The sequence below is a fragment of the Pseudomonas sp. MPB03 genome (assembly GCF_046605385.1).
Lineage (GTDB): Bacteria > Pseudomonadota > Gammaproteobacteria > Pseudomonadales > Pseudomonadaceae > Aquipseudomonas > Aquipseudomonas zanjanensis.
The window spans coordinates 5138345-5162281 of the sequence record NZ_CP176770.1; the positions used below are offsets into that span (position 1 = coordinate 5138345).

At 61.4% G+C, this 23937-nt stretch carries 21 protein-coding genes; 6 read left to right on the forward strand and 15 right to left on the reverse strand.

The genetic code is table 11. The features are described from left to right. Nucleotides 1–62: 62 nt before the first annotated feature. Together ACLH0I_RS22180 and ttcA are read right to left on the reverse strand one after the other, a co-directional pair. Entirely contained in the window at nucleotides 63–737 is a 675-nt protein-coding gene (locus ACLH0I_RS22180) for a DNA-3-methyladenine glycosylase I (RefSeq protein WP_411385396.1), read from the reverse strand. A 67-nt stretch (nucleotides 738–804) separates the two neighbouring features. Beyond that, the gene (ttcA, locus tag ACLH0I_RS22185; RefSeq protein WP_003178962.1) at nucleotides 805–1629 is read right to left on the reverse strand and encodes a tRNA 2-thiocytidine(32) synthetase TtcA; all 825 of its coding nucleotides are present in this window, start codon (nucleotides 1627–1629) and stop codon (nucleotides 805–807) included. A 395-nt stretch (nucleotides 1630–2024) separates the two neighbouring features. On the opposite strand from ttcA, the gene ACLH0I_RS22190 reads away from it, so the two are divergent. Beyond that, nucleotides 2025–2627 carry a Yip1 family protein gene (locus tag ACLH0I_RS22190; RefSeq protein ID WP_039591896.1) on the forward strand — a complete coding sequence of 201 codons (603 nt, stop codon included), beginning with the start codon at nucleotides 2025–2027 and terminating at the stop codon, nucleotides 2625–2627. Between the two features lie 148 nt (nucleotides 2628–2775). Beyond that, a complete protein-coding gene (locus tag ACLH0I_RS22195; RefSeq protein WP_250964199.1) occupies nucleotides 2776–3270 on the forward strand; it encodes a SprT family zinc-dependent metalloprotease in 495 nt (164 codons plus the stop codon). Nucleotides 3271–3390: 120 nt separating this feature from the next. Here the strand turns inward: ACLH0I_RS22195 and ACLH0I_RS22200 are convergent, their stop codons facing one another. Together ACLH0I_RS22200 and ACLH0I_RS22205 are read right to left on the reverse strand one after the other, a co-directional pair. Further along, nucleotides 3391–4572: a CaiB/BaiF CoA transferase family protein gene (locus tag ACLH0I_RS22200; protein WP_411385397.1), complete on the reverse strand. Its 1182-nt coding sequence runs from the start codon at nucleotides 4570–4572 to the stop codon at nucleotides 3391–3393. A gap of 303 nt (nucleotides 4573–4875) precedes the next feature. Continuing rightward, nucleotides 4876–6228 carry a dicarboxylate/amino acid:cation symporter gene (locus tag ACLH0I_RS22205; protein WP_186728810.1) on the reverse strand — a complete coding sequence of 451 codons (1353 nt, stop codon included), beginning with the start codon at nucleotides 6226–6228 and terminating at the stop codon, nucleotides 4876–4878. A gap of 332 nt (nucleotides 6229–6560) precedes the next feature. Between ACLH0I_RS22205 and ACLH0I_RS22210 the strand changes: the two genes are divergently transcribed. Continuing rightward, complete coding sequence (locus ACLH0I_RS22210) at nucleotides 6561–7559, forward strand: AraC family transcriptional regulator (RefSeq protein WP_250964202.1); 999 nt, start codon at nucleotides 6561–6563, stop codon at nucleotides 7557–7559. A 145-nt stretch (nucleotides 7560–7704) separates the two neighbouring features. Here ACLH0I_RS22210 and ACLH0I_RS22215 read toward each other — a convergent pair whose 3' ends face one another. From ACLH0I_RS22215 to ACLH0I_RS22225, 3 genes are all read right to left on the reverse strand, one after another. After that, a complete protein-coding gene (locus ACLH0I_RS22215; protein ID WP_250964203.1) occupies nucleotides 7705–9051 on the reverse strand; it encodes an ATP-binding protein in 1347 nt (448 codons plus the stop codon). Then, nucleotides 9048–9725, reverse strand: a complete 678-nt coding sequence (locus ACLH0I_RS22220; RefSeq protein ID WP_053124352.1) for a response regulator — start codon at nucleotides 9723–9725, stop codon at nucleotides 9048–9050. The genes ACLH0I_RS22215 and ACLH0I_RS22220 overlap by 4 nt, the downstream gene beginning before the upstream one ends. A 110-nt stretch (nucleotides 9726–9835) precedes the next feature. Next, a complete protein-coding gene (locus ACLH0I_RS22225; RefSeq protein ID WP_411385398.1) occupies nucleotides 9836–10435 on the reverse strand; it encodes a hypothetical protein in 600 nt (199 codons plus the stop codon). 145 nt (nucleotides 10436–10580) lie between these two features. On the opposite strand from ACLH0I_RS22225, the gene ACLH0I_RS22230 reads away from it, so the two are divergent. Then, nucleotides 10581–11372, forward strand: a complete 792-nt coding sequence (locus ACLH0I_RS22230) for a dienelactone hydrolase family protein (protein ID WP_411385399.1) — start codon at nucleotides 10581–10583, stop codon at nucleotides 11370–11372. A gap of 199 nt (nucleotides 11373–11571) precedes the next feature. After that, a complete protein-coding gene (locus ACLH0I_RS22235; protein WP_411385400.1) occupies nucleotides 11572–12297 on the forward strand; it encodes a 4'-phosphopantetheinyl transferase family protein in 726 nt (241 codons plus the stop codon). Between the two features lie 145 nt (nucleotides 12298–12442). On the opposite strand, the gene ACLH0I_RS22240 is transcribed toward ACLH0I_RS22235, so the two are convergent. Next, nucleotides 12443–14053 carry an ATP-binding protein gene (locus ACLH0I_RS22240; RefSeq protein ID WP_208665517.1) on the reverse strand — a complete coding sequence of 537 codons (1611 nt, stop codon included), beginning with the start codon at nucleotides 14051–14053 and terminating at the stop codon, nucleotides 12443–12445. Further along, nucleotides 14050–14772 (reverse strand): response regulator, encoded by a 723-nt coding sequence (locus ACLH0I_RS22245; RefSeq protein WP_186707042.1) that lies wholly within the window; start codon nucleotides 14770–14772, stop codon nucleotides 14050–14052. Before ACLH0I_RS22245 ends, ACLH0I_RS22240 begins: the two co-directional genes overlap by 4 nt. Nucleotides 14773–15638: 866 nt before the next feature. On the opposite strand from ACLH0I_RS22245, the gene ACLH0I_RS22250 reads away from it, so the two are divergent. Continuing rightward, on the forward strand, nucleotides 15639–18530 hold the full coding sequence (locus tag ACLH0I_RS22250; RefSeq protein WP_053124363.1) for a ribonucleoside-diphosphate reductase subunit alpha: 2892 nt from the start codon (nucleotides 15639–15641) through the stop codon (nucleotides 18528–18530). Nucleotides 18531–18802: 272 nt separating this feature from the next. Here the strand turns inward: ACLH0I_RS22250 and flgE are convergent, their stop codons facing one another. The 6 genes from flgE to ACLH0I_RS22280 form a co-directional block, all read right to left on the reverse strand. Next, nucleotides 18803–20119 (reverse strand): flagellar hook protein FlgE, encoded by a 1317-nt coding sequence (gene flgE, locus ACLH0I_RS22255; RefSeq protein ID WP_411385401.1) that lies wholly within the window; start codon nucleotides 20117–20119, stop codon nucleotides 18803–18805. 28 nt (nucleotides 20120–20147) lie between these two features. Further along, on the reverse strand, nucleotides 20148–20870 hold the full coding sequence (flgD, locus tag ACLH0I_RS22260; protein WP_250963484.1) for a flagellar hook assembly protein FlgD: 723 nt from the start codon (nucleotides 20868–20870) through the stop codon (nucleotides 20148–20150). Nucleotides 20871–20885: 15 nt separating this feature from the next. After that, the gene (gene flgC, locus ACLH0I_RS22265) at nucleotides 20886–21335 is read right to left on the reverse strand and encodes a flagellar basal body rod protein FlgC (RefSeq protein ID WP_411385402.1); all 450 of its coding nucleotides are present in this window, start codon (nucleotides 21333–21335) and stop codon (nucleotides 20886–20888) included. 3 nt (nucleotides 21336–21338) lie between these two features. Beyond that, entirely contained in the window at nucleotides 21339–21746 is a 408-nt protein-coding gene (gene flgB, locus ACLH0I_RS22270) for a flagellar basal body rod protein FlgB (protein ID WP_186707045.1), read from the reverse strand. Nucleotides 21747–22099: 353 nt separating this feature from the next. Continuing rightward, nucleotides 22100–22927: a protein-glutamate O-methyltransferase CheR gene (gene cheR, locus ACLH0I_RS22275; protein WP_003178919.1), complete on the reverse strand. Its 828-nt coding sequence runs from the start codon at nucleotides 22925–22927 to the stop codon at nucleotides 22100–22102. Nucleotides 22928–22986: 59 nt separating this feature from the next. Continuing rightward, on the reverse strand, nucleotides 22987–23913 hold the full coding sequence (locus tag ACLH0I_RS22280; RefSeq protein ID WP_186707047.1) for a chemotaxis protein CheV: 927 nt from the start codon (nucleotides 23911–23913) through the stop codon (nucleotides 22987–22989). Between the last annotated feature and the right edge of the window lie 24 nt (nucleotides 23914–23937).

The window sequence follows — 23937 nt, forward strand, 5'->3', positions numbered from 1 at the left end:
AAAATCCCCTGTGGGAGCGAGCTTGCTCCGGGCGGCGATCCGACGATTGGCGCGACGCGGTCTCAATGATTCACTGTGTAAGCCAGCATCATCGATATCTGCGACATCGGCCGCCCACCGCTTTCTTCATGCCACTGGTTGAAGGCATTCTGCACCGTCGCCAGGTCCCGCAGGCTGGTGGGGACTTTTTCGATGATGTCCTGGGCGTTGAGCGCCGCCACCACGTCATAACTGGGCACGAAGGTGTCCTTGCCCATCATCCGCAAGAAGCGCGGCGCCGACAGGCCGCCCAATTGATGGCCGTGCTTCTTCAGGTAGGTCCACAGGCCAACGATATCGGTCACCGGCCAGTCGGCGACCAGCGCGCCGAAGCTGCCCTTTTCATGGGCCACGTCCAAGATCAACTGCGCGTTGCGCGGTACGCTCTTGAGCTTGCCCAGGTGGCGGATGATCCGCGCGTCCTGCATCAGCCGCTCCAGGTGTTCGGCGCTCATCAGCACGACTTTTTCCGGGTCGAACTTGAAGAACACTTCTTCGAAGGCCGGCCACTTGGCGTCCACCAGGCTGTGCTTGAGCCCGGCGCGGAACACTCGCAGCGCCATGGTCGAGAGGTAGCGGTCGTCGCTGATCTTGCGCAGTTGCGCCGGGGTCTTGGGAACAGGCAGGTGGGCTTCCAGTTCAGCCGCCGAACCGAAGCGGTTCAGACAGTACTCGTGCAGCCACTTGTAATCGCGCATGCCCTCTCCTGGGTTAAAAAATGAAAACGGCGCTCGCAAGCGCCGTGAATAGACGTCGCTGCGACCGTCAGAGGTTCACCACATTGACGAACCGCGGCGTGGCGTTTTCGTCGATGCGCAGGTTGGTGAAATCGAACAGGTTGCGGTCCGCCAGTTGCGACGGAATGACGTTCTGCAAGCCGCGGAAAATGCTCTCGGTGCGGCCCGGGGTCTTGCGTTCCCATTCCTGGAGCATTTCCTTGACCACCTGGCGTTGCAGGTTTTCCTGGGAGCCGCACAGGTTGCAGGGGATGATCGGGAACTGCTTGAAATCCGAATAGGCCTGGATGTCTTTCTCGTTGCAATAGGCCAGCGGGCGAATGACCACGTTGCGCCCGTCATCGGCACGCAGCTTGGGCGGCATGGCCTTGAGCGAACCGTTGTAGAACATGTTCAGGAAGAAAGTCTCGACAATGTCGTCGCGGTGGTGCCCCAGCGCCATCTTGGTCGCACCAATCTCGTCGGCGAAGGTGTAGAGCGTGCCGCGGCGCAGGCGTGAGCACAGCGAACAGGTGGTCTTGCCTTCGGGGATCAGTTCCTTGACCACCGAATAGGTGTCTTTCTCGACGATGTGGTATTCCACGCCCAGCGACTCAAGGTAGGCCGGCAACACGTGCTCGGGGAACCCGGGCTGCTTCTGATCCATGTTCACCGCGACGATGTCGAACTTGATCGGCGCCACCTTCTGCAAATGCATCAGCACGTCGAGCAAGGTGTAGCTGTCCTTGCCGCCGGACAGGCAGACCATGACCTTGTCGCCGTCCTCGATCATGTTGAAATCGGCGACCGCCTCACCGGCCAGGCGGCGCAGGCGCTTTTGCAGTTTGTTCTGGTTGACCGTAAGAGTGCCCATGACGCGAAATCCGTGAGGTGTGACGAAAGGCCGGCATTTTACGCAAAAAATCCCCGCTGTGGCACGGCCCTTGTGGCGAGGGAGCTTGCTCCCGCTCGGCTGCGAAGCAGACGTCAACAGGACGGCCCCAGAGGGTCGCTTCGCAACCCAGCGGGAGCAAGCTCCCTCGCCACAGGGGAATCTGTTCGCCAGCGAAATTGTGCATACAGATCAAGCCGCGATTAACCGGTCCCGCTACAGCGCGATTTGCTCTAAGCCCCCCATCCCCCTCGGGGTAACTCCTTTCTATACTGCGGCATAAGGTCGCACACACTTACAGACCTTCACTTACCCGGCCACTTGGCCCGTAGGCGCTCCGTTGGGGGGCGATGGCAATAACAAAGGAGTGACTGACTATGATCCATCATGTCGTGGGGCTCTTTACCCACCCTGATCAAGAATGGAAAGAAATCCGTGGCGATCAGGAGGAAAGCATCAGCCACATGTACCTCACCCACACGCTGATCCTGGCGGCCATTCCCGCGGTTTCGGCGTTCATTGGCACCACGCAGGTGGGATGGGTCATCGGCAATCGTCCACCGGTCATGCTCACGCAGGAAAGCGCGCTGTGGATGACCATCATGTCGTACCTGGCCATGTTGGGCGGCGTGGCGGTCATGGGGGCCTTCATCCACTGGATGGCGCGCACCTATGACGCCAATCCGAGCCTGGCCCGTTGCGTTGCGTTCGCCACCTACACCGCGACCCCTTTGTTCATCGGCGGCCTCGCGGCGCTCTACCCGCACATGTGGCTGGGGATGATCGTTGGCACGGCAGCAATCTGCTACACGGTCTACCTGTTGTACGTCGGCTTGCCGACGTTCATGAACATTCCCCAGGACGAAGGTTTTCTGTTTTCCAGCTCGGTGCTCGCCGTCGGCCTGGTGGTGCTGGTGGCCATCATGGCGTTCACAGTGATCGTCTGGGGGCTGGGCGTCGGCCCGGTCTATACCAACTGACGTAGCGCCCTCCCATAAAAAAGCAGGATCTGCCGACACAGGCCGCCGCAAGGCGGCCTTCCTGTGTGCGAAACGACCATTGGGCACCTGGACGATTCGCAACGGCCGGCGCTTGCGGCATACTCGGGCTTCTGGAGACCCGTAAAGCATGCTCGAGCAACTCAATACCCGCGTCGAAGAGTGTTACCAACAAGCCGAAGCCTTTTTCAAACGTCCTTTCAAACGCCCGGTGGTCAGCTTCAAATTGCGCGGCCAGAAGGCCGGTGTCGCGCACCTGCATGAAAATCTGCTGCGCTTCAATCCTCAGTTGTACCGGGAAAATGCCGAGGACTTCCTCAAGCAGACCGTCGCCCACGAAGTCGCGCACCTGATCGCCCACCAACTGTTTGGCGACCGTATCCAAGCCCATGGCGAGGAATGGCAGCTGATCATGCGCGGGGTGTACGAGCTGCCGCCCAACCGTTGCCACACCTACGAAATCAAACGCCGCAGCGTGACCCGCTATATCTATAAATGCCCTTGCGACGGCAGCGACTTTCCGTTCACGGCCCAGCGCCACAGCCTGGTGCGCCAGGGGCGGCGGTATTTGTGCCGCAGCTGTCGCGGTACCTTGGTGTTCAGTGGGGAGACTCGAGTCGAATAGCGATTTTTTGTAGTGCTTGGACTGGCCCCTTCGCGAGCAAGCTCGCTCCCACAGGGGTTTTGTGAACGCCGAAGATCCAATGTGGGAGCGAGCTTGCTCGCGATGGCGGCCTGATAGACGCTACAAAACCACCCCTCGCTTACGCAACGCTTCGATCCGCTCAACACTGAACCCCAACGCCCCCAACACCTGATCCGTATGCGCCCCCAGCCTCGCCCCTATATGCCGAGGCTCGGGCAGCCCTTGGGAAAACTTCAATGGACAGGCCATCTGCGCCTGACTTGAACCCTCCCCACGGGGCACCTGTGTCACCAGTTCCCGAGCCTGTAGCTGCGGATGCCGCACGGCTTCTTCCAGGCTCAACACCGGCTCGACACACGCATCGATCCCGGCAAACAAACTGCACAGCTCGGCGAAATCGCGTTTCTCGAACTCGGCCTGCAACGCCTGCTTGAGGATGTGTTGCTGTTCAGGCTTGGGCGACAACCCCGTGGCCGCCAATTCCGGCCGCCCCAAAGCCTCGCACAACGCCTGCATAAAGGCCGGCTCCAGGCTGCCCACCGACATCCAGCGACCATCACGGGTGCGGTAATAATCATAGAAGCTGCCGCCGTTGAGCATCTGGTTCTCCCAACCCGGTTCCACGCCACAGGCCAGGTAACCGGCGCCGGCCATGGCGTTGAGGCTGAACACGCAGTCGGTCATGCTCACGTCCAGGTGCTGGCCCTGCCCGGTCTGCTGACGGGCGATGACTGCCGCTAGCAGCCCGATCACGCCGTGCAATGAACCACCGGCGATGTCCGCCGCCTGGATCCCCAGCGGCAACGGCCCGCTGCCGGCACGGCCGGTGTGGCTGGCCAGCCCCGCCAGGGCCAGGTAGTTGATGTCGTGACCGGCACGGTCCTTATAGGGGCCGGTCTGGCCGTAGCCGGTGATCGACACGTAGATCAGCCGCGGATTAATGGCCTTCAAGGTCTCGTAGCCCAGGCCCAGCCGCTCCATCACGCCGGGGCGAAACTGTTCCAGCAGGATGTCGTAGTCCCCCAGCAACTGCGTGACCACCTCCAACGCTTCCGGCTGCTTGAGGTCCAGGGCCAGGCTGCGCTTGTTGCGGTTGAGGTAGGCATGGCTGGCCGATACGCCTTGGTCATGGGGCGGCAGCACCCGCAGCAGGTCTTGGCGGGTCGGCGACTCGACGCGCAACACCTCGGCCCCCAAGTCCGCCAACAACAGCGAGGCGAACGGGCCGGGCAACAGCGTCGAGAAGTCCAGAACCTTGAGCGATGCCAGTGGACCTTGCATGGGCGATCTCCGAGAGGGTGATGGTGAAAGACTAGGCAGGGATGGAGGGTGGGGCAATCACCGGGGGCATCGTTCGGGCTGACCAATCCGCTCAGTCCGGGACCATTGTGGCGAGGGAGCTTGCTCCCGCTGGGTTGCGAAGCAACCCCAATATGTATCTGCCACCGCGTAGCTTCAGGTAATTCGCAGGGGGCCGCTGCGCAGCCCAGCGGGAGCAATCTCTGGCCACAGAAGCGCGCCAGCTTCAAAATCGAGAACCAATAAAAAACCCGCCGAAGCGGGTTTTTCATTGCAGCCTGAAGATTACTTCATAGCGCCTGGAGCAGAGGTTTCAGCCGCTGCAATCTGCGCCGCCGCGATCTGCTCGTCATCTTCACGGACGTCGGAGATACCACGACCACCGGAAGCCAGCTCGGTCTGCAACTGGTCTTCGTCCAGCTCCTTGACCCACTTGGCAACCACGATAGTGGCAACGGCGTTGCCCACCAGGTTGGTCAGGGCGCGGGCTTCGGACATGAAGCGGTCGATACCCAGGATCAGTGCCAGGCCAGCCACCGGCAAGGTGCCTACGGCCGACAGGGTCGCCGCCAGTACGATGAAGCCGCTACCGGTCACGCCAGCCGCACCTTTGGACGACAGCAACAGCACCAGCAGCAGGGTGATCTGGTGAGTCAGGTCCATCGGGGTGTCGGTGGCCTGGGCGATGAACACCGCAGCCATGGTCAGGTAGATCGACGTACCGTCGAGGTTGAACGAGTAGCCCGTCGGGATGACCAGGCCTACGACCGACTTCTTGGCACCCAGGCGTTCCATCTTGATCAGCATGCGCGGCAGGGCCGATTCCGAGGAGGAAGTACCCAGCACGATCAGCAGTTCTTCACGGATGTAGCGGATCAGCTTGACGACGCTGAAGCCGTGGGCGCGGCAGATGGCGCCCAGTACTACCAGCACGAACACCACGCAGGTGATGTAGAAGCAGATCATCAGCTGGCCCAGTTGCACCAGCGAACCGACACCGTAGGCGCCGATGGTGAAGGCCATGGCACCGAACGCACCGATAGGCGCCAGCTTCATGATCATGTTGATGATGATGAACATGACGTGGGCGAAGCGATCGATGAAGTCCAGGACCGGCTTGCCGTAGGCACCCAGGCGATGCAGGGCAAAACCGAAGAGCACCGAGAACATCAGCACTTGCAGGATGTCGCCGTTGGCGAACGCGCCCACGATGGTGTTCGGGATCACGTTGAGGATGAAGGCGATGATGCTCTGGTCTTTACTGGCATTGATGAAACCAGCGATCTTGCTGGTGTCCAGGGTCGACACGTCGATGTGCATGCCGGCGCCTGGTTGCACGACGTTGACCACGACCAGGCCGATCAGCAGGGCAATGGTGGAGACGATTTCAAAGTACAGCAGCGCGTAGCCGCCGGTCTTGCCCACCGATTTCATGTTCTGCATGCCGCCGATACCACTGACGACGGTACAGAAGATGATGGGAGCGATGACCATTTTGATCAGTTTGATGAACCCGTCGCCGAATGGCTTGAGGGCAACACCGGTCTGCGGGTAGAAGTGGCCGAGCAAAATGCCGATGGCAATGGCTACGATCACCTGGAAATACAGGGATTTGTACAGTGGCTGACGAGTCGTCATGGCAAACCTTCCTCAAGAGTCCCGCATGACGACTTCCACCTGTCGTCCACGGCACCTCAATTGCGAACCCTCCTGCACTGGAGGGATTTGTTTTGTTCGGCTGCACGCGGCAGACCTGCAGGCTCTATCGCAAAGCCCGTGCCATTTTCTGGAAATGCCCTACAACCGTTATTACAGAAGGCGTTGTGGATTCCTCAGCGGTTAAACACGGCGGCAGAACATGGCGGATTTCCGCCAACAGGGTGTTTATCACTCCGGGATTTGGCGGATATCCGCCTTGTCCAACCTCGGCCCCCTGCTACCATCGCCCGCTTAACGGACGGATTTCTGCCATGCGCCAACGCACGATCGCCAGCCACTTCGCCCGCGCCGCCTTGGGCGGTGCGCGTCGGCAAGGCTTCGACTATTTGCCTTTGCTGCAACAGCTGGGCATCAGCCCCGAACTCTTGGATGAGCCGCGCGCGCGGATTGCGCCGGAGCAGTTCGCCCGCCTGTTGCAGGCCCTGTGGCTGGCAATGGAGGACGAATATTTGGGGTTCGGCCGGGCACCGAGTAAACCCGGGACGTTTGCGATGATGTGTCACGCGTTGATCCACTGTCGGACCCTGGGCAAGGCCCTGCAGCGCGGCTTGTTGTTCTATGGGTTATTCCCCGACGCCCCGCGCCTGACGCTGGAAACCGAAGGCGAACGCGTGCGGCTGGTACTGGACGATTCGACGCTGTGGGACCCGGATCACTTCCTGACCGAAAGCCTGCTGGTGGTCTGGCATCGCCTCGCCAGTTGGCTGATCGGCCAGCGGATCGGCCTGGAGCAGGTGACGTTCGGCTACACCAAGCCCGCCCACGCGGCTGAGTACGACTTGTTGTTCCCCTACCCATTGGCGTTCGACGCACCCGGCAGCAGCCTGTTGTTCCACAGCCGCTACCTGGACATGCCGCTGTTGCAGGACGAACGCACCCTCAAGCATTTCCTCGAACACTCCCCCGCCGACCTGCTGTCGCGCCCGGACGATGGCCACAGCCTCAGCAGCCAGCTGCGCCGCCTGCTCAGCCGCGACACGGCGCGCTGGCCCGACCTGGACACCGTCGCCGCCCATTTGCACATCAGCCCGCAGACTTTGCGCCGGCATCTGCGAGAGGAAGGCACCAGCTTCCAGGAACTCAAGGATCAACTGCGGCGGGATATCGCCATCTACCATCTGGGGCGTGCCGAGCTGTCGTTGCAGCAGATTGCCGAGGAGTTGGGTTTCTCCGAACCTTCGGCGTTTCACCGGGCGTTCAAGAAGTGGACGGGTGTGACGCCGGGGGCTTATCGGGAGTTGGAGAGCTGATTTTCTGGATTGGTTTTTTGTGGTGTGCTGGCTGGCCTCATCGCGAGCAAGCTCGCTCCCACAGGGGATTTGTGTGCGCCGAAAATCCAGTGTGGGAGCGAGCTTGCTCGCGATGAGGCCAGCAAACACACCGAAAATATTCCAGTCAAACCACCGGAAAGTGAATCCGGAACGCCGCCCCGCCCAGCTCTGAATCCCCCAGGGTCAAGCGGGCGCCGTAGCTGTCGATGATGTCCTTGACCACCGCCAGGCCAATGCCCTGCCCCGGATGCTGGCGATCCAGCCGCTCGCCACGCTGGAGAATCCGCGCCCGTTGATCCGGCGGCACGCCCGGCCCGTCGTCCTCGACACTCAACTCGGTGCCGCCGAGGGTCTGGTGCATGCTCACGCGCACCTCGCCCAGGCACAGCCGATAGGCGTTCTCCAGCAGGTTACCGAGCATTTCCAGCAAGGCACCCTGTTCGATCGGCACCTGGCAGTGCTCCGGCAGATCGAAGCTGACGGTGACCCGCTTGTCGCGATAGACCTTGTCCAAGGTGTCGCACAGGCTTTGCAGCACCGGGCGCAAGCGCACCTGATGACGCACCAGCCCGCTCTTACGCAAGCTGGCGCGCTGCAATTGGTAGCCGATCTGCTGGCTCATGCGCTCGATCTGGGTTTGCAGCACCCAGGCCTGGCCACGGTCCTCGGGGCGCCGGGCCATGTCTTCGCTGACGCCCTGCAACACCGCCAGCGGGGTTTTCAGGCTGTGGGCCAAGTCATCGAGGGAGTCGCGATAACGGCTGCGCTGTTCCCGCTCGCTATAAAGCAAGCGGTTGAGGGAGCCGGTCAGGCGCAACAGTTCCCGGGGGTGCTCGGTGCTGAGGCTTTCCCGGGCCCCGCTTTCGATTTCGTCCAGCTCCTGGCTCAGGCGCCGCAACGCCCGCAGGCCCCAGGTCAGGCCGATCCACAACAGCGCCAGCAACACCGCCAGGGCCGCGCCAAAGCCCAGGTAGAGATTGTCCCGCAGTCCCTGCAAGGTCACCTCGTAGTCGCGCACCGGTTGCAGGGTGACGATGCTGAACGCCGCGCTCTGGCCGCCGAGCAGCTTGATCTCGACGTCATAAACAAAAAACTCCTGGCCATTGCTCTCGCGAATGCGGGCGAACTGGTTGCCCTGGCCGTCATAACGCGGCGTGTAGTTGATGTTTTCTTCCTGGGTCGCTTTCGACCGCCAGACCAGCCGCCCCTCGCGATCATAGATGTAGCCCAGCAGGCGGGCGTCGGCGAGGTTGAAGCGTTCATCGGGCAACTGCGCCGGCATCTTCAAGCGGTTGTTTTCCACCCGGGCGGCGGAAATCAGCGTGGTCACGTCCGAGGCCAGGCGTTGCTCGATGGATTCTTGCAAGGCCAGGCTGAACGCCCCTTGCATGGCCGGCAACAAGGCTAGCATGAACAGCACCGCCAGGGTCATGGCGGCCAGCATCAGCCGCAGCCGAAGCGAACGAATCACTGGCAGCGCTCGTTGAACAGATAACCCAGGCCCCGCACGGTGTCGATTGGCTTGAAGCCGGCCGGGGCCTCCAGCTTACGGCGAAGGCGTCCTACCAGCACTTCGATGACATTGGGATCGCGCTCGCCGTCGTCGGGGTAAAGCTGCTCCATCAAGCGGTCCTTGGCCACCACCTGCTGGTGGTGACGCATCAGGTACTCGAGGATGCGGTATTCGTAGGCGGTCAACGCCAGCGGCTCCTCGTCGAGGGACGCCTGCTTGCGGTTGAGGTCCAGCAGCAACGGCCCGGCGACGATGGTCGACTGGGTGAAGCCGCTGGAGCGGCGCAACAGGGCGTTCAACCGAGCCTCCAGCTCTTCGAACTGGAACGGCTTGACCACGTAGTCGTCGGCACCGGCGGCCAGGCCTTCGACCTTGTCCTGCCAGTTGCCGCGGGCGGTCAGGATCAGGATCGGAAACGTCTTGTCCTGGGCGCGCAGCCGGCGGATCAGCTCCAGCCCGCTGATGCCGGGCAGGCCCAGGTCGATCACCGCCAGGTCATGGTTGAACTCCCGGGCCTGGTACAAGGCCTCTTCGGCATTGGCCACGGCCTGCACCACATGGCCGCTGTCGGTGAGCCGGGTTTGCAGGTGATGACGCAACAGCGCTTCGTCTTCGACGACCAGTAATTTCATGGAGCCTCTCCCCAGGCAAATCAAACAATCCGGCGCGGCGCACCTCAACGAAAGGCGCCGGATCGTCTTCGACCGATCCGGCTGGATTTCCTCACCGTGCCCTCGCCTGCTTAGAACGTGTAGTTGGCGGACAGGTAGGTCTGGGCGCTGCTGGTCAGGTCCAGCGAGCCAACCTTGGCGCCACCGTGCGGGCTCATCTCGGTGCTGGCGTTGCTGCGCAGGTAACGGTAACCCAGTTCAATCGAGGTGTTTTGCGAAATTTGTTGCAGCACGCCGCCCTGCAAGCCCACCGCGTAGCCGATGTCGCTGTCGCGACTGAAGCCAGGCGAATCCTGGGTCAGCTTGGTCAGGCCCGCCGTGCCGCCACCGAACAGTTTGGTGCTGCCGGTGACCGGATAGAACACATCGTAGCTGCCCAACAGGTTTTCCTGGCGCAACTTGATGCCGTTGTGGGTGCCAGAGACGTTGTCGTAGGTGGCGTAGTAGCGGCCCTGGTCGTTCTGCTTGCCCAGTCGCAGGCCATAAGTGGTGTCCTTGCCGATGATGCCGTCGGCGTTCGGGTTGTTCAGGGCGCTGTCCAAGGCGTCGGACTTCTTCACCTTGTCGCTGGTCTGGCCCAGGGTCAGGCTGGCGAAATTGTCATCGGCGTGGGCCATGGCGCTGGCGCCCAGCACGGTGAAAGCCAGCAGCAGTTTTTTCATAGCAGTCATGATCAAGTTCCTTTGCAGCGTGGATGTGTTGTGGAGTCGCCGTCACCTTAACCAGCGGTCCCTGAACACCCGTTGAACGTTCTCTGAACCGGCGCTGAATGAATCGGCTAATCTGTGCGGACCACTTTTTATAAGGAGATCCGTCATGCGCAGGCTGCTAGCTGTTGTACTTCTGGCCATGAGCGGTGTGAGCCACGCCGCCATCCAGACCCAGGAGATCCCCTACACCAGTGCCGACGGCACCCAGCTGATCGGTTATTACGCTTATGACGACGCCGTCAAAGGCCCGCGCCCAGGCGTGGTGGTGGTGCATGAATGGTGGGGGCTGAACGATTACGCCAAGCGCCGCGCCCGTGATCTCGCGGGCCTGGGCTACAGCGCCCTGGCCATCGACATGTACGGCGACGGCAAGAACACCGAGCACCCCAAGGACGCCATGGCCTTCATGCAGGCGGCGCTCAAGGACGGCAAGGCGGCCAGCGCCCGCTTCCAGGCCGGTCTCGACCTGCTGAAGAAACAGCCCCAGACCGATCCGGACAAACTCGCCGCCATTGGCTACTGCTTCGGCGGCAAAGTCGTGCTCGACGCGGCGCGCCAGGGTGTGCCGCTGGCCGGCGTGGTGAGCTTCCACGGTGCGCTGGTGACCAACACCCCGGCCACGCCAGGCAGCGTCAAGGCCAAGGTGCTGGTGGAGCATGGTGCCCTGGACAGCATGGTTACCCAGGACAACGTGACCGCGTTCAAGAGCGAGATGGACAAGGCCGGTGCCGACTATAAATTCGTCAACCTCGAAGGCGCCAAGCACGGTTTCAGCAACCCCGACGCCGACCGCTTGAGCCACGGCGACCATGGCGGACCGGACATCGCCTACAACAAGGAAGCCGATGAGAAATCGTGGGCGGATATGCAGAAATTCTTCAAGAAAATCTTTGGCTGAGCACACTTCTTTCAGATGAAAAAATGATGTTTTTGTGGCGAGGGAGCTTGCTCCCGCTTGAGTGCGTAGCGCTCACAGATCTTTTGGGGCCGCTTCGCAGCCCAGCGGGAGCAAGCTCCCTCGCCACAAAAGCCAGCCTCTGCCCCATACACGCGCCCCCCACTACCCAGCCTTCCACCAACCCGGCAAAATGCCCGGCATGAAGACACTCCCCACCCTCCCCGCCTGTTGCTCGCCCCTGGATGAGCACTGGCTATTGCCCGACGCCCTGCCCGATACGGTGCTGCTGAGCACCCGCTTCGACCCGTTGTTGCTGGTGGGCGCCGACTTCACCAACAGCGTCATCGAGCCGCCGGCGAGCATCCAGCGTTCAGTGGCCAAGCGTCAGGCAGAGTTCCTGGCCGGGCGGATCTGCGCTCGGGCGGCGTTGCAGCGACTCGACGGCCAGATTTGCGTACCGGCCATTGGCGAAGACCGCGCCCCGGTGTGGCCGGCGCATATCAGCGGCTCGATCACCCACAGCACGGGCCGGGCAGCGGCCATCGTCGCGAAAAAAGAACACTGGCAAGGCTTGGGCATGGACGTGGAGAACCTGCTCGACCCCGAACGCGCCGAACGCCTGGCCGGTGAAATCCTGACCTCGCCAGAGCTGCAACGCATGACCCGGCTCGCCCGTGATGACCAGGCCTTGTTGGTGACCCTGACCTTTTCAGTGAAGGAAAGTCTGTTCAAGGCGCTGTACCCCATTGTCAGGCAGCGTTTTTATTTCGAGCATGCCGAGGTGCTGGACTGGACACATGACGGCCAGGTGCGGCTGCGCTTGCTGACGGACCTGTCGACCGAATGGCACCATGGCAGTGAATTGCAGGCGCAGTTTGGGGTGAAGGATGGGCAGCTGTTGAGCCTGGTGGGGATCAGGGCCTGAGATTTTTTGGTGTCTGGGAGGGCCTCATCGCGAGCAAGCTCGCTCCCACAGGATTATTTGGGATGGCCTCAAGTTTTGGCCACAACATAAATCCACTGTGGGAGCGAGCTTGCTCGCGATGAGGCCAGCACAGGCGCCGCATATATCAAGACCTGTCCTGATGCCTCGGCCAACTCAAGCTGAAACACGCCCCACCCAGGCTCTTGCTCTTGCCGATCAGCGCCCTGCCGTCGTGCCAGTGGATGATCCGCCGCACGATCGACAACCCCAGCCCATGGCCGCCCGACGCACGGGCGCGACTGTCGTCCAGGCGCAGGAACGGCTTGAAAATTCGCTCCCACGCCGCTTCCGGCACGCCGGGCCCGTCGTCTTCCACATCCACCCGGCAGCGCAACTGGCCCACCTGGTAACTGACCGTGACCTTGGAATGGGCGTGGCGCATGGCATTGCCCACCAGATTCTGCAACGCGCGATGCAGGAAGCGTGGCTCGGCCTCGACCCAGGCGCCGTCGCAATCAGCGGCCGACAGGCAGAGACCGCGTTCAACGGTGATCCCGGCCCGCAACGGTCCCAGTTCATCGATCACCTGATTGACCAGCGCATCCAGATCCACCCGCTGGAAATTCAAGGCCGGTGAACCTTGTTCCAGTCGCGCGTAGGTGAGCATTTCGTCCACAAGCCGATCCAGGTCTTCGATGTCGTGGTCCATGCCCGCCAGGTATTTGTCCCGGGCCTGGGGCGTGGTGGCGCTGCCGAGCATTTCCAGGCCGAAGCGCAGGCGCGCCACCGGGGTGCGCAATTCGTGGGACACCGCCCGCACCAGCTCGCGCTGGATCGCCAACAGTTGCTGCAGGTGTTCGGCCATGCCGTTGAACGCCGCAGCCAGTCGCCCGACCGAGTCGGCGCCTCGGGCGGGCACCCGGGTTTCCAGGCTGCCCTGGGCGATCTGGGTGGCGGCCGATTCCAGGCCACGCAACCGTCGCTCCAACTGACGCACCAACAGATAGACGATCAAGCCGATCAGACTCAAGCCCAGCGCCGCGATCAACACCAGCCATTGCGGCGGATAAGGGTTCATCTGGTACAGCGGGCCGATCTCCAGTACCCACGGCGTACCGACCATGCCAGCGAAGACCCGGATGGAGTCGCCGCCCTTGCCCAGGGCCATCACCGTATCGCCCTCGGACACCCGACGGCGCTGGTCTTCGTCCATGTCAGCCTGCTCGGCGGTCATGAGTCGCAGGTCGAAACCAAAGCCTTTTTCCTGCTCCAGTTGCGCCAACCGCTTGGGTTGCTCGGCCACCGGGTAACGCACCAGTTCGTCGGCCAACAGGTAAATGGTCGCGCGGGCCAGTTGCTCGCTGATCTGCTGGACCTCCCCCACCAACATCAATTGCTCGGCATCATTGACCAACCGGTAGACTTTTGCCGCGTGCGGCCCGGTCTGCTCGACCAGCGCCTGGCCGCGCAGCACACGGGTGCGCTGGCCGAGGTCAAGGTCGGTCTGGGTGAAGGTCTGCAACGCCAGGGGAATGCCCAGCAGGCGCTCCCACACTGCCAGCGCCCGGCGGCGCTCGGTGTCGTTCATCGGCCGCAGGTTGTCGGCCATCAACGAAAACGTGCCGTGGGCCAGGCGCTCGCGGTATTGCTCGCCGCGGGTCTGGTTGAGCAGGTGCAGGGCCAGCACACCGAGGACCGCCACCAACACCAGCGCGGCGCACATGCCGCCGTAAATACGCAGGAAGATCGAATTCACGGCGCCAGGTCTACGCAAGCTTCAGGAACGAACAGGTAGCCCTTGCTGCGGATGGTCTTGATCAGCCGTGGATGGTCCGGGTCGTCGCCGATCTTGGGGCGGATGCGCGAAATGCGCACGTCGATGGAACGGTCCTGGCCGTCATAACCAATGCCGCGCAGGGCGGTGAAGATTTCTTCCCGGGACAGGATGCGCCCGGCATTGGACACCAGCAGCCACAACAGGTCGAATTCGGCGCTGGTCAGCTCGATACCGTTGCCCTGCAACCAGGCTTCGCGCAGGGCATCGTCGACCACCAGCGGGCCGAATTGCAGGCGCCGCGGCTTCTGCGCCGTACTCGGCTCCGGCTCGCTGCGCCGCAGCAGGGCCTGGATGCGCGCCAAGAGCAGACGCGGGCGAACCGGCTTGCAGACGTAGTCATCGGCGCCCAGGTCCAGGCCTTGGATCTGATCGGTGTCGTCGGTGCGAGCGGTGAGCATCAGGATCGGCCCGTCATACTGCTGGCGCACTTTACGGCAAATGCTCAGGCCGTCTTCGCCGGGCAGCATCAGGTCGAGGACCACCAGGTCCGGCTGCTCGGCAATGATCCGCGCCGCCGCCACCGCGCCGTCGCCTTCGATGGCGACACGCAATCCGTTGCTTTCGAGGTATTCCCGGGTCAGCTCGGCCAGACGCTGGTCATCCTCGACGATCAATACCTGCCAGGCTTCTTGTTCCACTGGGGGACCTTTTGGCTGATTAGCTAAATAAAGAGAGGCATGTTGCCAATATCACTGACAAGGCACGAACCCCGTGGGAGCGAGCTTGCTCGCGATGGCGATGTGTCTGCCAGCCTCCCTGCAACTGGTCGGCCGCTATCGCGAGCAAGCTCGCTCCCACAGGTTGGGTCCTGTGCCTCCCACCCATCTTTTTGTCATGTTAAAGGAGGATAAACACACCCATGCATGGGCCGATTGTATAAACGTCGCCTGCGCAGAAAACAAGCAGACAAATGCGTTTCGATCGGGTGGGTTTTCTGTGGTAACGTCCGCGCCCGCAAAAACCTTCAAGCTGTTTTCGAATCGTCGAAAACCAATGAAAAAAGGTCCACTCCAGCTAGGTCGCGGCCTACAGAGCTGTTCCGCGTTTCGCACACAAATTACGCACAGGCTTATCCACAGGTAGTACGTTGCATACCCCCCCAAAACGCATTATCTTGTAGCCCGCCGCGCAAAAAACCCTACATGTAGGGTTTCAGGCCAAAAACCAAACACAAGTCGGGCAGAGAATTCAAGCGCTTTTCTTGCTTCTGTCCAACTGAAACATCGCATTTCCCCAAGCCCAGACCGCCCCTGCGGATGGCAACTGTTTCAAGGTCCGAAACGACCGAAACGGTACGGGTGTTGCAGTCAATTGCTGCCACCCCGGCAACCCGGTTTCGAGCCCCGCTCGCAACCTGAGAACTTCGGATGGAAGCGGCATTAAACGCCTGCTTCCTACTGTCCCGAAGTTGTTATGCCCGGCGCCAGTCGGTTGTAGTGCTTCAGGACGGAACGGTGGGCACCGTGATGGTGCCCAAACAAACATAGAGAACGTGGAGACACCCATGCACACCGACACAACTCGCGAGAACCCGCAGGGCACCGCGCCGCTGGCCGCCGATTCGAGCCCGGATCTGTCCGCCACCGCGCCGGGCCAACTGCGTGTGATCAAGCGTAACGGCACTGTCGTTCCTTACACCGATGACAAGATCACCGTCGCCATCACCAAAGCGTTCCTCGCAGTTGAGGGCGGCACCGCTGCCGCTTCGTCGCGAATCCACGACACCGTGGCCCGCCTGACCGAACAGGTCACCGCGACCTTCAAGCGTCGCATGCCGTCGGGCGGCACCATCCACATCGAAGAAATCCAGGACCAGGTCGAACTGGCCCTGATGCGTGCCGGCGAGCAGAAAGTGGCCCGCGACTACGTGATCTACCGTGACTCCCGCGCCAAGGAGCGTGCTACCCGCTCCCCTGCCGACGCCCCGGTCCAGGCCCACCCTTCGATCCGCATCGCACGCGCCGACGGCAGCCTGGCGCCGCTGGACATGGGCCGCCTGAACACCATCGTCACCGAGGCCTGCGAAGGCCTGGAAGAAGTCGATGGCGACCTGATCCAGCGCGAAACCCTGAAGAACCTCTATGACGGCGTCGCCCTCAAGGACGTCAACACCGCGTTGGTGATGACCGCGCGGACCCTGGTGGAACGCGAGCCGAACTACTCCTTCGTGACCGCCCGCCTGCTGATGGACACCCTGCGTGCCGAAGGCCTGAGCTTCCTGGAAGTCGCCGAGAGCGCGACCCACCACGAAATGGTCGACCTGTATGCCAAGGCCCTGCCAGCCTACGTCGCCAAGGGTATCGAATTCGAATTGCTGAACCCGGTCCTGGCCGAATTCGACCTGGAAAAACTCGGCAAGGCGATCAACCACGAGCGCGACCAGCAGTTCACCTACCTGGGCCTGCAAACCCTGTACGACCGTTACTTCATCCACAAGGATGGCGTGCGTTTCGAACTGCCGCAGATCTTCTTCATGCGCGTGGCCATGGGCCTGGCCATCGAAGAGAAGCAGCGTGAAGACCGTGCGATCGAGTTCTACAACCTGTTGTCGTCCTTCGACTACATGGCCTCGACCCCGACCCTGTTCAACGCCGGCACCCTGCGTCCGCAGCTGTCGAGCTGCTACCTGACCACCGTTCCGGACGACCTGTCGGGCATCTACGGCGCGATCCACGACAACGCCATGCTGTCGAAATTCGCCGGTGGCCTGGGTAACGACTGGACCCCGGTTCGCGCATTGGGCTCGTACATCAAGGGCACCAACGGCAAATCCCAGGGCGTCGTGCCGTTCCTCAAAGTGGTCAACGACACCGCCGTTGCGGTCAACCAGGGCGGCAAGCGCAAGGGCGCGGTCTGTGCCTACCTGGAAACCTGGCACATGGACATCGAAGAGTTCATCGAGCTGCGCAAGAACACCGGTGATGACCGTCGTCGTACCCACGACATGAACACCGCCAACTGGATCCCGGACCTGTTCATGAAGCGCGTCTTCGATGACGGCAAGTGGACCCTGTTCTCGCCATCCGAAGTGCCGGACCTGCACGACCTGACCGGCAAGGCTTTCGAAGAGCGCTACGAGTACTACGAAGCCCTGACCGAGTACAACAAGATCAAGCTGTTCAAAGTCGTCCAGGCCAAAGACCTGTGGCGCAAGATGCTGTCGATGCTGTTCGAAACCGGCCACCCATGGCTGACCTTCAAGGACCCGTGCAACCTGCGCAGCCCGCAGCAGCACGTGGGCGTGGTCCACAGCTCGAACCTGTGCACCGAGATCACCCTGAACACCAACAAGGACGAGATCGCGGTCTGCAACCTGGGCTCGATCAACCTGCCGAACCACATCGTCGACGGCAAGCTGGACACCGCCAAGCTGCAACGCACCGTGAACACCGCCGTGCGCATGCTCGACAACGTGATCGACATCAACTACTACTCGGTGCCGCAAGCGAAGAACTCCAACTTCAAGCACCGGCCGGTGGGCCTGGGCATCATGGGCTTCCAGGACGCGCTGTACCTGCAGCACATCCCGTATGGTTCGGACGCTGCGGTCGAGTTCGCCGACAAGTCCATGGAAGCGGTCAGCTACTACGCGATCCAGGCTTCCTGCGACCTGGCCGACGAGCGTGGCGCCTATGAGACGTTCCAGGGTTCGCTGTGGTCCCAGGGCATCCTGCCGCTGGACTCGCAACAGATCCTGATCGCCCAGCGCGGCCAGAAGTACATCGACGTCGACCTGAACGAATCCCTGGACTGGGCACCGGTTCGCGCCCGTGTGCAGAAAGGCATCCGTAACTCCAACATCATGGCCATCGCACCGACCGCCACCATCGCCAACATCACTGGCGTGTCGCAGTCGATCGAACCGACCTACCAGAACCTGTATGTGAAATCGAACCTGTCGGGCGAATTCACCGTGATCAACCCGTACCTGGTTCGCGACCTCAAGGCTCGCGGCCTGTGGGACTCGGTCATGATCAACGACCTGAAGTACTACGACGGTTCGGTGCAGCAGATCGAACGCATCCCGCAAGAGCTCAAGGCGCTCTACGCGACCGCGTTCGAAGTGGACACCAAGTGGATCGTCGACGCCGCCAGCCGTCGCCAGAAGTGGATCGACCAGGCTCAGTCGCTGAACCTGTACATCGCCGGCGCTTCGGGCAAGAAGCTGGACGTGACCTACCGCATGGCCTGGTACCGTGGCCTGAAAACCACCTACTACCTCCGTGCCCTGGCCGCCACCAGCACCGAGAAGTCGACCATCAACACCGGTAAGCTGAACGCGGTTTCCAGCGGCGGCAACCACGGTGACGATTCGGTCCTGGCTGCTCCAGCCGGACCTGCGCCAGTGCCGAAGGCCTGCGCGATCGACGAGCCGGATTGCGAAGCTTGCCAATAAGCTGAGCGGGTGGGCGTGTAAAAGCGCCCGCTGAAGAAGCCCCCGATAGACCGCTGGTTTATCGGGGGTTTTCTTTTGCCTGGGATAAGGTGCTGATTGACCTACCGCTTTCGCGAGCAGGCTCGCTCCCACAGGGATATGTGTACACAGGTCCCAATGTGGGAGCGAGCCTGCTCGCGAAGAGGCCGGGACAGGCAACACAAAATAGCCGCCCACAAAAAAGCCCCTCTTGCGAGGGGGCTCCTTGTGCAGCCTTCAAACAGCCATCGACATCAAGCCATCTGAATGATGGTCTGCATGATGGTGCTCTGGGTGGAGATGGTCTTGGCGTTCGCCTGGTAGTTGCTTTGCGCCTTGATCAGCTCGACCAGTTCGTTGGTCAGGTTGACGTTGGACTCTTCCAAGGAGTTGGAGACGATCGAACCCAGGGTACCGGTCTGTGGCGCATCGTAGCCCGGGATGCCCGAGGCGAAGGTTTCTTTCCAGCTGGTGCCGCCTACAGGCTGCAGGCCCTGCTCATTGGTGAAGCTGGCGAGGGCGAGCTGGCCGATCGGCTTGGTCTGGTTGTTGCTGAAGTTGGCCAGCAAGACGCCGCTGCCGTCGATGGTCAGGTTGGTGATCTGGCCGGTGGCGTAGCCGTTCTGGGTTGGGATCGAGCGCGCGGTGTCGGCGTTGAACTGGGTGGTGTTGCCCATGGAAATCGTAATGGTCGGCGCACTGGCGGCACCGTTGGCGGTCCATGTTCCGTTGGTTACGGTGCCAGGAACCCAGCCAGTCAATACCAGATCGCTGTTGATAGTCGGCGTAGTGGCAGGTGGCACTGGCGGCGTGCTGACCTGCGTCAACCGGCCACTGGAATCAAAGGACATGGTCGAAGGGATCGGCGCGTTCGCACCGGTCGTGGTCGGCGCGCTGCCATTGAGGTTACGACCGTCGATCAAGGTGTAGACATTCCAGGTGTTGCCGGAAGTCTTGACCATGTACTGGTCCATTGAGTGCTGGTTGCCCTGGGTGTCATAGACCGGGGTGGTGAACTGCTTGGTGAAGGTAGCGGTGTCGGCCGGATTGAACGCGGCAGTGATCGGCGTCGCTGTCGAGTTCAGGTTGATGGTCGACGATACCAGGCTGGTGGCGGTTGGCGGCAGGTTCGAGGTGTCGATGCGCAGGTCGGTCAGGATGCCGTTCTGGATCTTGCCGTTGGCATCCACGCCATAGCCCTGCAGGCGCGAGGTGCCATCGCTGTTGGTGATGAAGCCTTCCTTGTCGGTCTTGAACGTACCGGCACGGGTGTAGCTCAGGGAACCGTCGTTGCTCAGGACAAAGAAGCCCTGGCCCTGGATGCCCATGTCCAGCACGTTGCCGGTGTTGTTCACGTCACCCTGGCCGAACTGCTGGGAAACGTTGGCCAGGCGCACGCCGTTGCCGACGGTCTTGCTGCCCGAACCCAGCTTGGTGGCCGAGTAGACGTCTTCGAATTCCGCGCGGGACGATTTGAAACCGGTGGTCGCCACGTTGGCGATGTTGTTGCCGGTCACGTCCAGCTGTTTGTTGGCTGCATAGAGACCGCTAAGGCCGATGTTGAAAGACATGTTGACTCCTTTTGCCGGTTAGTCGGCTCTACATACCAATAGTTTGTACTTTGGACAGGGCAATGCTGCCCAGCCCGGCCAGGTTGAGCATCAGCTCACCGCCCGTCTGGCTGATCGTCACGCTGCTGACCGTGGCCGGCAGGTTGGTGATCAGCGACGTGGCCTTGCCATCGATGGTGGTCGAGGCCGCGAAGGTGTAAGTGCCCGATTCAACGACCGTGCCCGCATCGTTCTTGCCATCCCAGATGAAGGCGGAATTGCCGGCGTTCTGACTGCCCAGGTCGATGGTGCGAACGGTCTTGCCGTCCTTGTCCACGATCTTGACGGCGACGGAGGACACCGATGCTGGTACCACCACCGTGCCGTTGAGGCTCTTGGAGGTGTCGACCACGGCCTTGTCACCGGGCGCGATCACCGAGCGACCGACCAGGGACGAAGCCTGCAGCGCCTGGGACGAGTTGTAGTTGCCGGCGATGCCGCTCACGGTATCGTTGAGCGTGGTGATGCCTTCCAGGCTGCTGAATTGCGCCAACTGGGCAACGAACTCGCCGTTATCCTGTGGCTCCAGCGGGTTCTGGTTTTTCAGCTGGGTCACGAGCAGTTGCAGGAACGCATCCTTGCCCAATTCCTTCTTGCCGGTGGCAGCGGTGGTCGCTGCGCCCAGGCCATCGGTCGTGGTGTTGGTCTTGACCGAGGAGTTGGCCAGAATCTCGTTGAGGCTCAAACCGCTGGTAGTGTTGGTAACGCTCATGTGACTCGCCCCTTATCACTGACCGAGGGTCAGGACCTTCTGCATCATGGCTTTGGCGGTGTTCATCATTTCGGCGTTGGTCTGGAACGAACGACTGGCGGAAATCATGTCGGCCATTTCTTCGACGACGTTGACGTTCGGGTAGTAGACGTAACCCTTGGCGTCCGCGGCCGGATGGTTTGGCTCATAACGTGCTTCGAGGTTGCTCTGGTCTTCGACCACGCCAAGCACTTGCACGCCCTGCCCCGCCGCGTCCTGGTCCTGGTCCTGGAACAGCGAGTCGCTGCCGCCGGACTGGCCGCCCTGGAACATGGTGGCGAATACCGGGTGGCGGGCGCGGTAGGTCTGGTCGATGCTCGACGAAACGGTCTCGGCGTTGGCGATGTTACTGGCGACGGTGTTCAGGCGAGTGGTCTGGGCACTCATGGCACTGCCGGCAATGTTGAATACGCTAGCGATCGACATGGCTTATTCTCCGCGCAGGGCCGATACCAGCCCTTTGAACTTGCTGTTGAGCAGGGTGAAGCTGGCCTGGAAGTTCACGGAGTTTTCCGCGTAGTTGGACTGTTCCAGTTGAGCGTCCACGGTGTTCTGGTCGATCGACGGCTGCATCGGCGTGCGATACATCAGCGATTCGTCGCCGCTGCCCACGCCTTCGGCTTCGATATGACGGTTGTTGGTCATGTTCAAGGCGAAGTGGCCGTTCTTGGTCTTCTCGTTCTGCTCGGCGAGCACCTTGGAGAAGTCCAGGTCACGCGCCTTGTAGTTCGGGGTATCGGCGTTGGCAATGTTGTTGGCCAGGACTTCGGCACGTTGGGCGCGGAAGCTCAGGGCCTGTTCGTGGATACCGAGCGCTTTATCGAAGCTGATGCTCATGTCGGAAACCTTTGGGTGACCAGAATGTACGTACGATGGCTTTAGCAAGCGTCGTGCCACTTTCAGAAGCCCCGTAAACCGGGGCTTTGCGGGGATCGGCAAAGCGGCAATGCCAGAAAAGCGGCAATCGGCTTCCGCTGGCTGCCGCTTTTCTGCCGCTTTCGCCAGGCAATGGGGAGCAAATGTGGGAGCGAGCTTGCTCGCGATGGCGGTGTGTCAGTCAAGATTGATGTCGTCTGCAATACCGCTATCGCGAGCAAGCTCGCTTCCACAGGGGACGCGGGTGAATGAAAAACAGCGGGCAAAAAAAAGGGAGCCCCATGGGACTCCCGTTTTTTCTGAAACCAAGCCAATCACTTCGCCTGGTAGATGATCCCCGGGCTGCACTGGACCATCTGGTAATGATCCGGCAAACCGTTCAACGCCTCGGAGGCGCCAAGGAACAGGTAGCCACCCGGCTTGAGCGTGCTATGGATACGCAGCAGGATGTCTTTCTTCACTTCGGCGGAGAAGTAGATCAACACGTTGCGGCAGAACACGATGTCGAACTTGCCCAGGCTGGCGTAGCTGTCCAGCAGGTTGAACGAACGGAACTCGACCCGGCTCTTGATCGGCGCCTTGACCACCCACTTGCCCGGCCCTTTCGGGTCGAAGTAGCGTTGCAGGCGGTCCGGCGACAGGCCACGGCCGATGGCCAGGCTGTCGTACTCGCCGGTCTTGCAGTTATTGAGCATGGTGCCGGACAGGTCGGTGGCAACGATCTGCACGCCACCTTTCAACTGGCCCAGGTTGGTCCGCTCGAACTCATCGATGGACATCGACAACGAATAGGGCTCCTGCCCCGACGAACAGGCCGCCGACCAGATCCGCAGGCGCTGGCCCGGGCTGGCCTTGATGGCCGCCGGCAGCACTTTGTTCTTCAGTACCTCGAATGGATAGGTGTCACGAAACCACAGGGTTTCGTTGGTGGTCATCGCGTCCACCACCATCTCGCGCAAGCCGCTGCGCGGTTGGGTCTGGATACGCTGCACCAGCTCGCCCAATGACTTGAGGCCCTGTTGCTCCATCAATTTATTGAGACGGCTCGACACCAGGTACTGCTTGTTTTCACCAAGCAGGATGCCACAGGCTTTTTCCAGGAAGACCCGGAACTGTTCGAAATCCAAATTACCCGTAGACAAGATACCGCCTCTTTCATTCGTGTTGACTTGCCGGACGCACAACGCGCCCGACCTCTACTTTATTCTGCTGCCTTGATCCGATCGACGACCCGGGAAGCCAGGTCATCGGGGCGGAATTTCGCCAGGAAATCGTCGGCACCGACCTTCTTGACCATCGCCTGGTTGAAAACACCGGACAACGAAGTATGCAAGATGATGTGCAGCTTTTGCATACGCGGGTCGCTGCGGATTTCCGAGGTCAGGGTGTACCCGTCCATCTCCGGCATCTCGATGTCGGAGATCATCATCAGGAACTCTTCCTCGGGCTTCTTGCCCTCATCGACCAGCTTGCGCAGGTAATCCAGCGCCTGTCGCCCGTCGTTCAACGCCACCACATCGACGCCGACCGTTTGCAGGCAACGAGTGACCTGCTTGCGGGCCACCGAAGAATCGTCGACGGTCAGCACCCGCAGCGAAATCGCCTTGTGCTGGGTCTCGGCGTCCACCACGCCCGCGGAGATCGCTTCCGGCGTGGGTGCCACTTCGGCGAGGATTTTCTCCACGTCGATGATTTCCACCAACTGGTTATCGACCCGCGTCACCGCCGTCAGGTAGTGATCGCGACCGGTGCCCTTGGGCGGCGGATGGATCTCTTCCCAGTTCATGTTGACGATGCGCTCCACCGAGCGCACCAGGAAACCCTGGGTCTTGGTGTTGTACTCGGTGATGATCACAAACGGATTGCTCTGGTCCAGCAGCCGACCGGAACCGGTCGCCATCGCCAGGTCGAGAATCGGGATGGTCGCACCCCGGATATTGGCCACACCGCACACGACGGGGCTGGACTTGGGCATCAGGGTTAGCTTGGGGCATTGCAGCACCTCGCGGACCTTGAATACGTTGATCCCATACATTTGTTGGCCGTCGAGACGGAACAACAACAGCTCCAGGCGATTCTGACCGACCAGCTGAGTGCGCTGGTTTACCGAATCCATTACTCCCGCCATGCCCTGACTCCTACCTAACGCTAA

Bases quoted from the DNA above. Each gene is read 5' to 3' on its own strand.
- ACLH0I_RS22280 (WP_186707047.1), bottom strand. From the start codon at position 23,913: ATGGCGGGAGTAATGGATTCGGTAAACCAGCGCACTCAGCTGGTCGGT.
- ACLH0I_RS22210 (WP_250964202.1), top strand. From the start codon at position 6,561: ATGCGCCAACGCACGATCGCCAGCCACTTCGCCCGCGCCGCCTTGGGC.
- ACLH0I_RS22235 (WP_411385400.1), top strand. From the start codon at position 11,572: ATGAAGACACTCCCCACCCTCCCCGCCTGTTGCTCGCCCCTGGATGAG.
- flgE (WP_411385401.1), bottom strand. From the start codon at position 20,119: ATGTCTTTCAACATCGGCCTTAGCGGTCTCTATGCAGCCAACAAACAG.
- ACLH0I_RS22190 (WP_039591896.1), top strand. From the start codon at position 2,025: ATGATCCATCATGTCGTGGGGCTCTTTACCCACCCTGATCAAGAATGG.
- flgB (WP_186707045.1), bottom strand. From the start codon at position 21,746: ATGAGCATCAGCTTCGATAAAGCGCTCGGTATCCACGAACAGGCCCTG.
- ACLH0I_RS22225 (WP_411385398.1), bottom strand. From the start codon at position 10,435: ATGACTGCTATGAAAAAACTGCTGCTGGCTTTCACCGTGCTGGGCGCC.
- flgD (WP_250963484.1), bottom strand. From the start codon at position 20,870: ATGAGCGTTACCAACACTACCAGCGGTTTGAGCCTCAACGAGATTCTG.
- ACLH0I_RS22250 (WP_053124363.1), top strand. From the start codon at position 15,639: ATGCACACCGACACAACTCGCGAGAACCCGCAGGGCACCGCGCCGCTG.
- ACLH0I_RS22230 (WP_411385399.1), top strand. From the start codon at position 10,581: ATGCGCAGGCTGCTAGCTGTTGTACTTCTGGCCATGAGCGGTGTGAGC.
- ACLH0I_RS22220 (WP_053124352.1), bottom strand. From the start codon at position 9,725: ATGAAATTACTGGTCGTCGAAGACGAAGCGCTGTTGCGTCATCACCTG.
- ACLH0I_RS22180 (WP_411385396.1), bottom strand. From the start codon at position 737: ATGCGCGATTACAAGTGGCTGCACGAGTACTGTCTGAACCGCTTCGGT.
- flgC (WP_411385402.1), bottom strand. From the start codon at position 21,335: ATGTCGATCGCTAGCGTATTCAACATTGCCGGCAGTGCCATGAGTGCC.
- ttcA (WP_003178962.1), bottom strand. From the start codon at position 1,629: ATGGGCACTCTTACGGTCAACCAGAACAAACTGCAAAAGCGCCTGCGC.
- ACLH0I_RS22195 (WP_250964199.1), top strand. From the start codon at position 2,776: ATGCTCGAGCAACTCAATACCCGCGTCGAAGAGTGTTACCAACAAGCC.
- ACLH0I_RS22200 (WP_411385397.1), bottom strand. From the start codon at position 4,572: ATGCAAGGTCCACTGGCATCGCTCAAGGTTCTGGACTTCTCGACGCTG.
- ACLH0I_RS22205 (WP_186728810.1), bottom strand. From the start codon at position 6,228: ATGACGACTCGTCAGCCACTGTACAAATCCCTGTATTTCCAGGTGATC.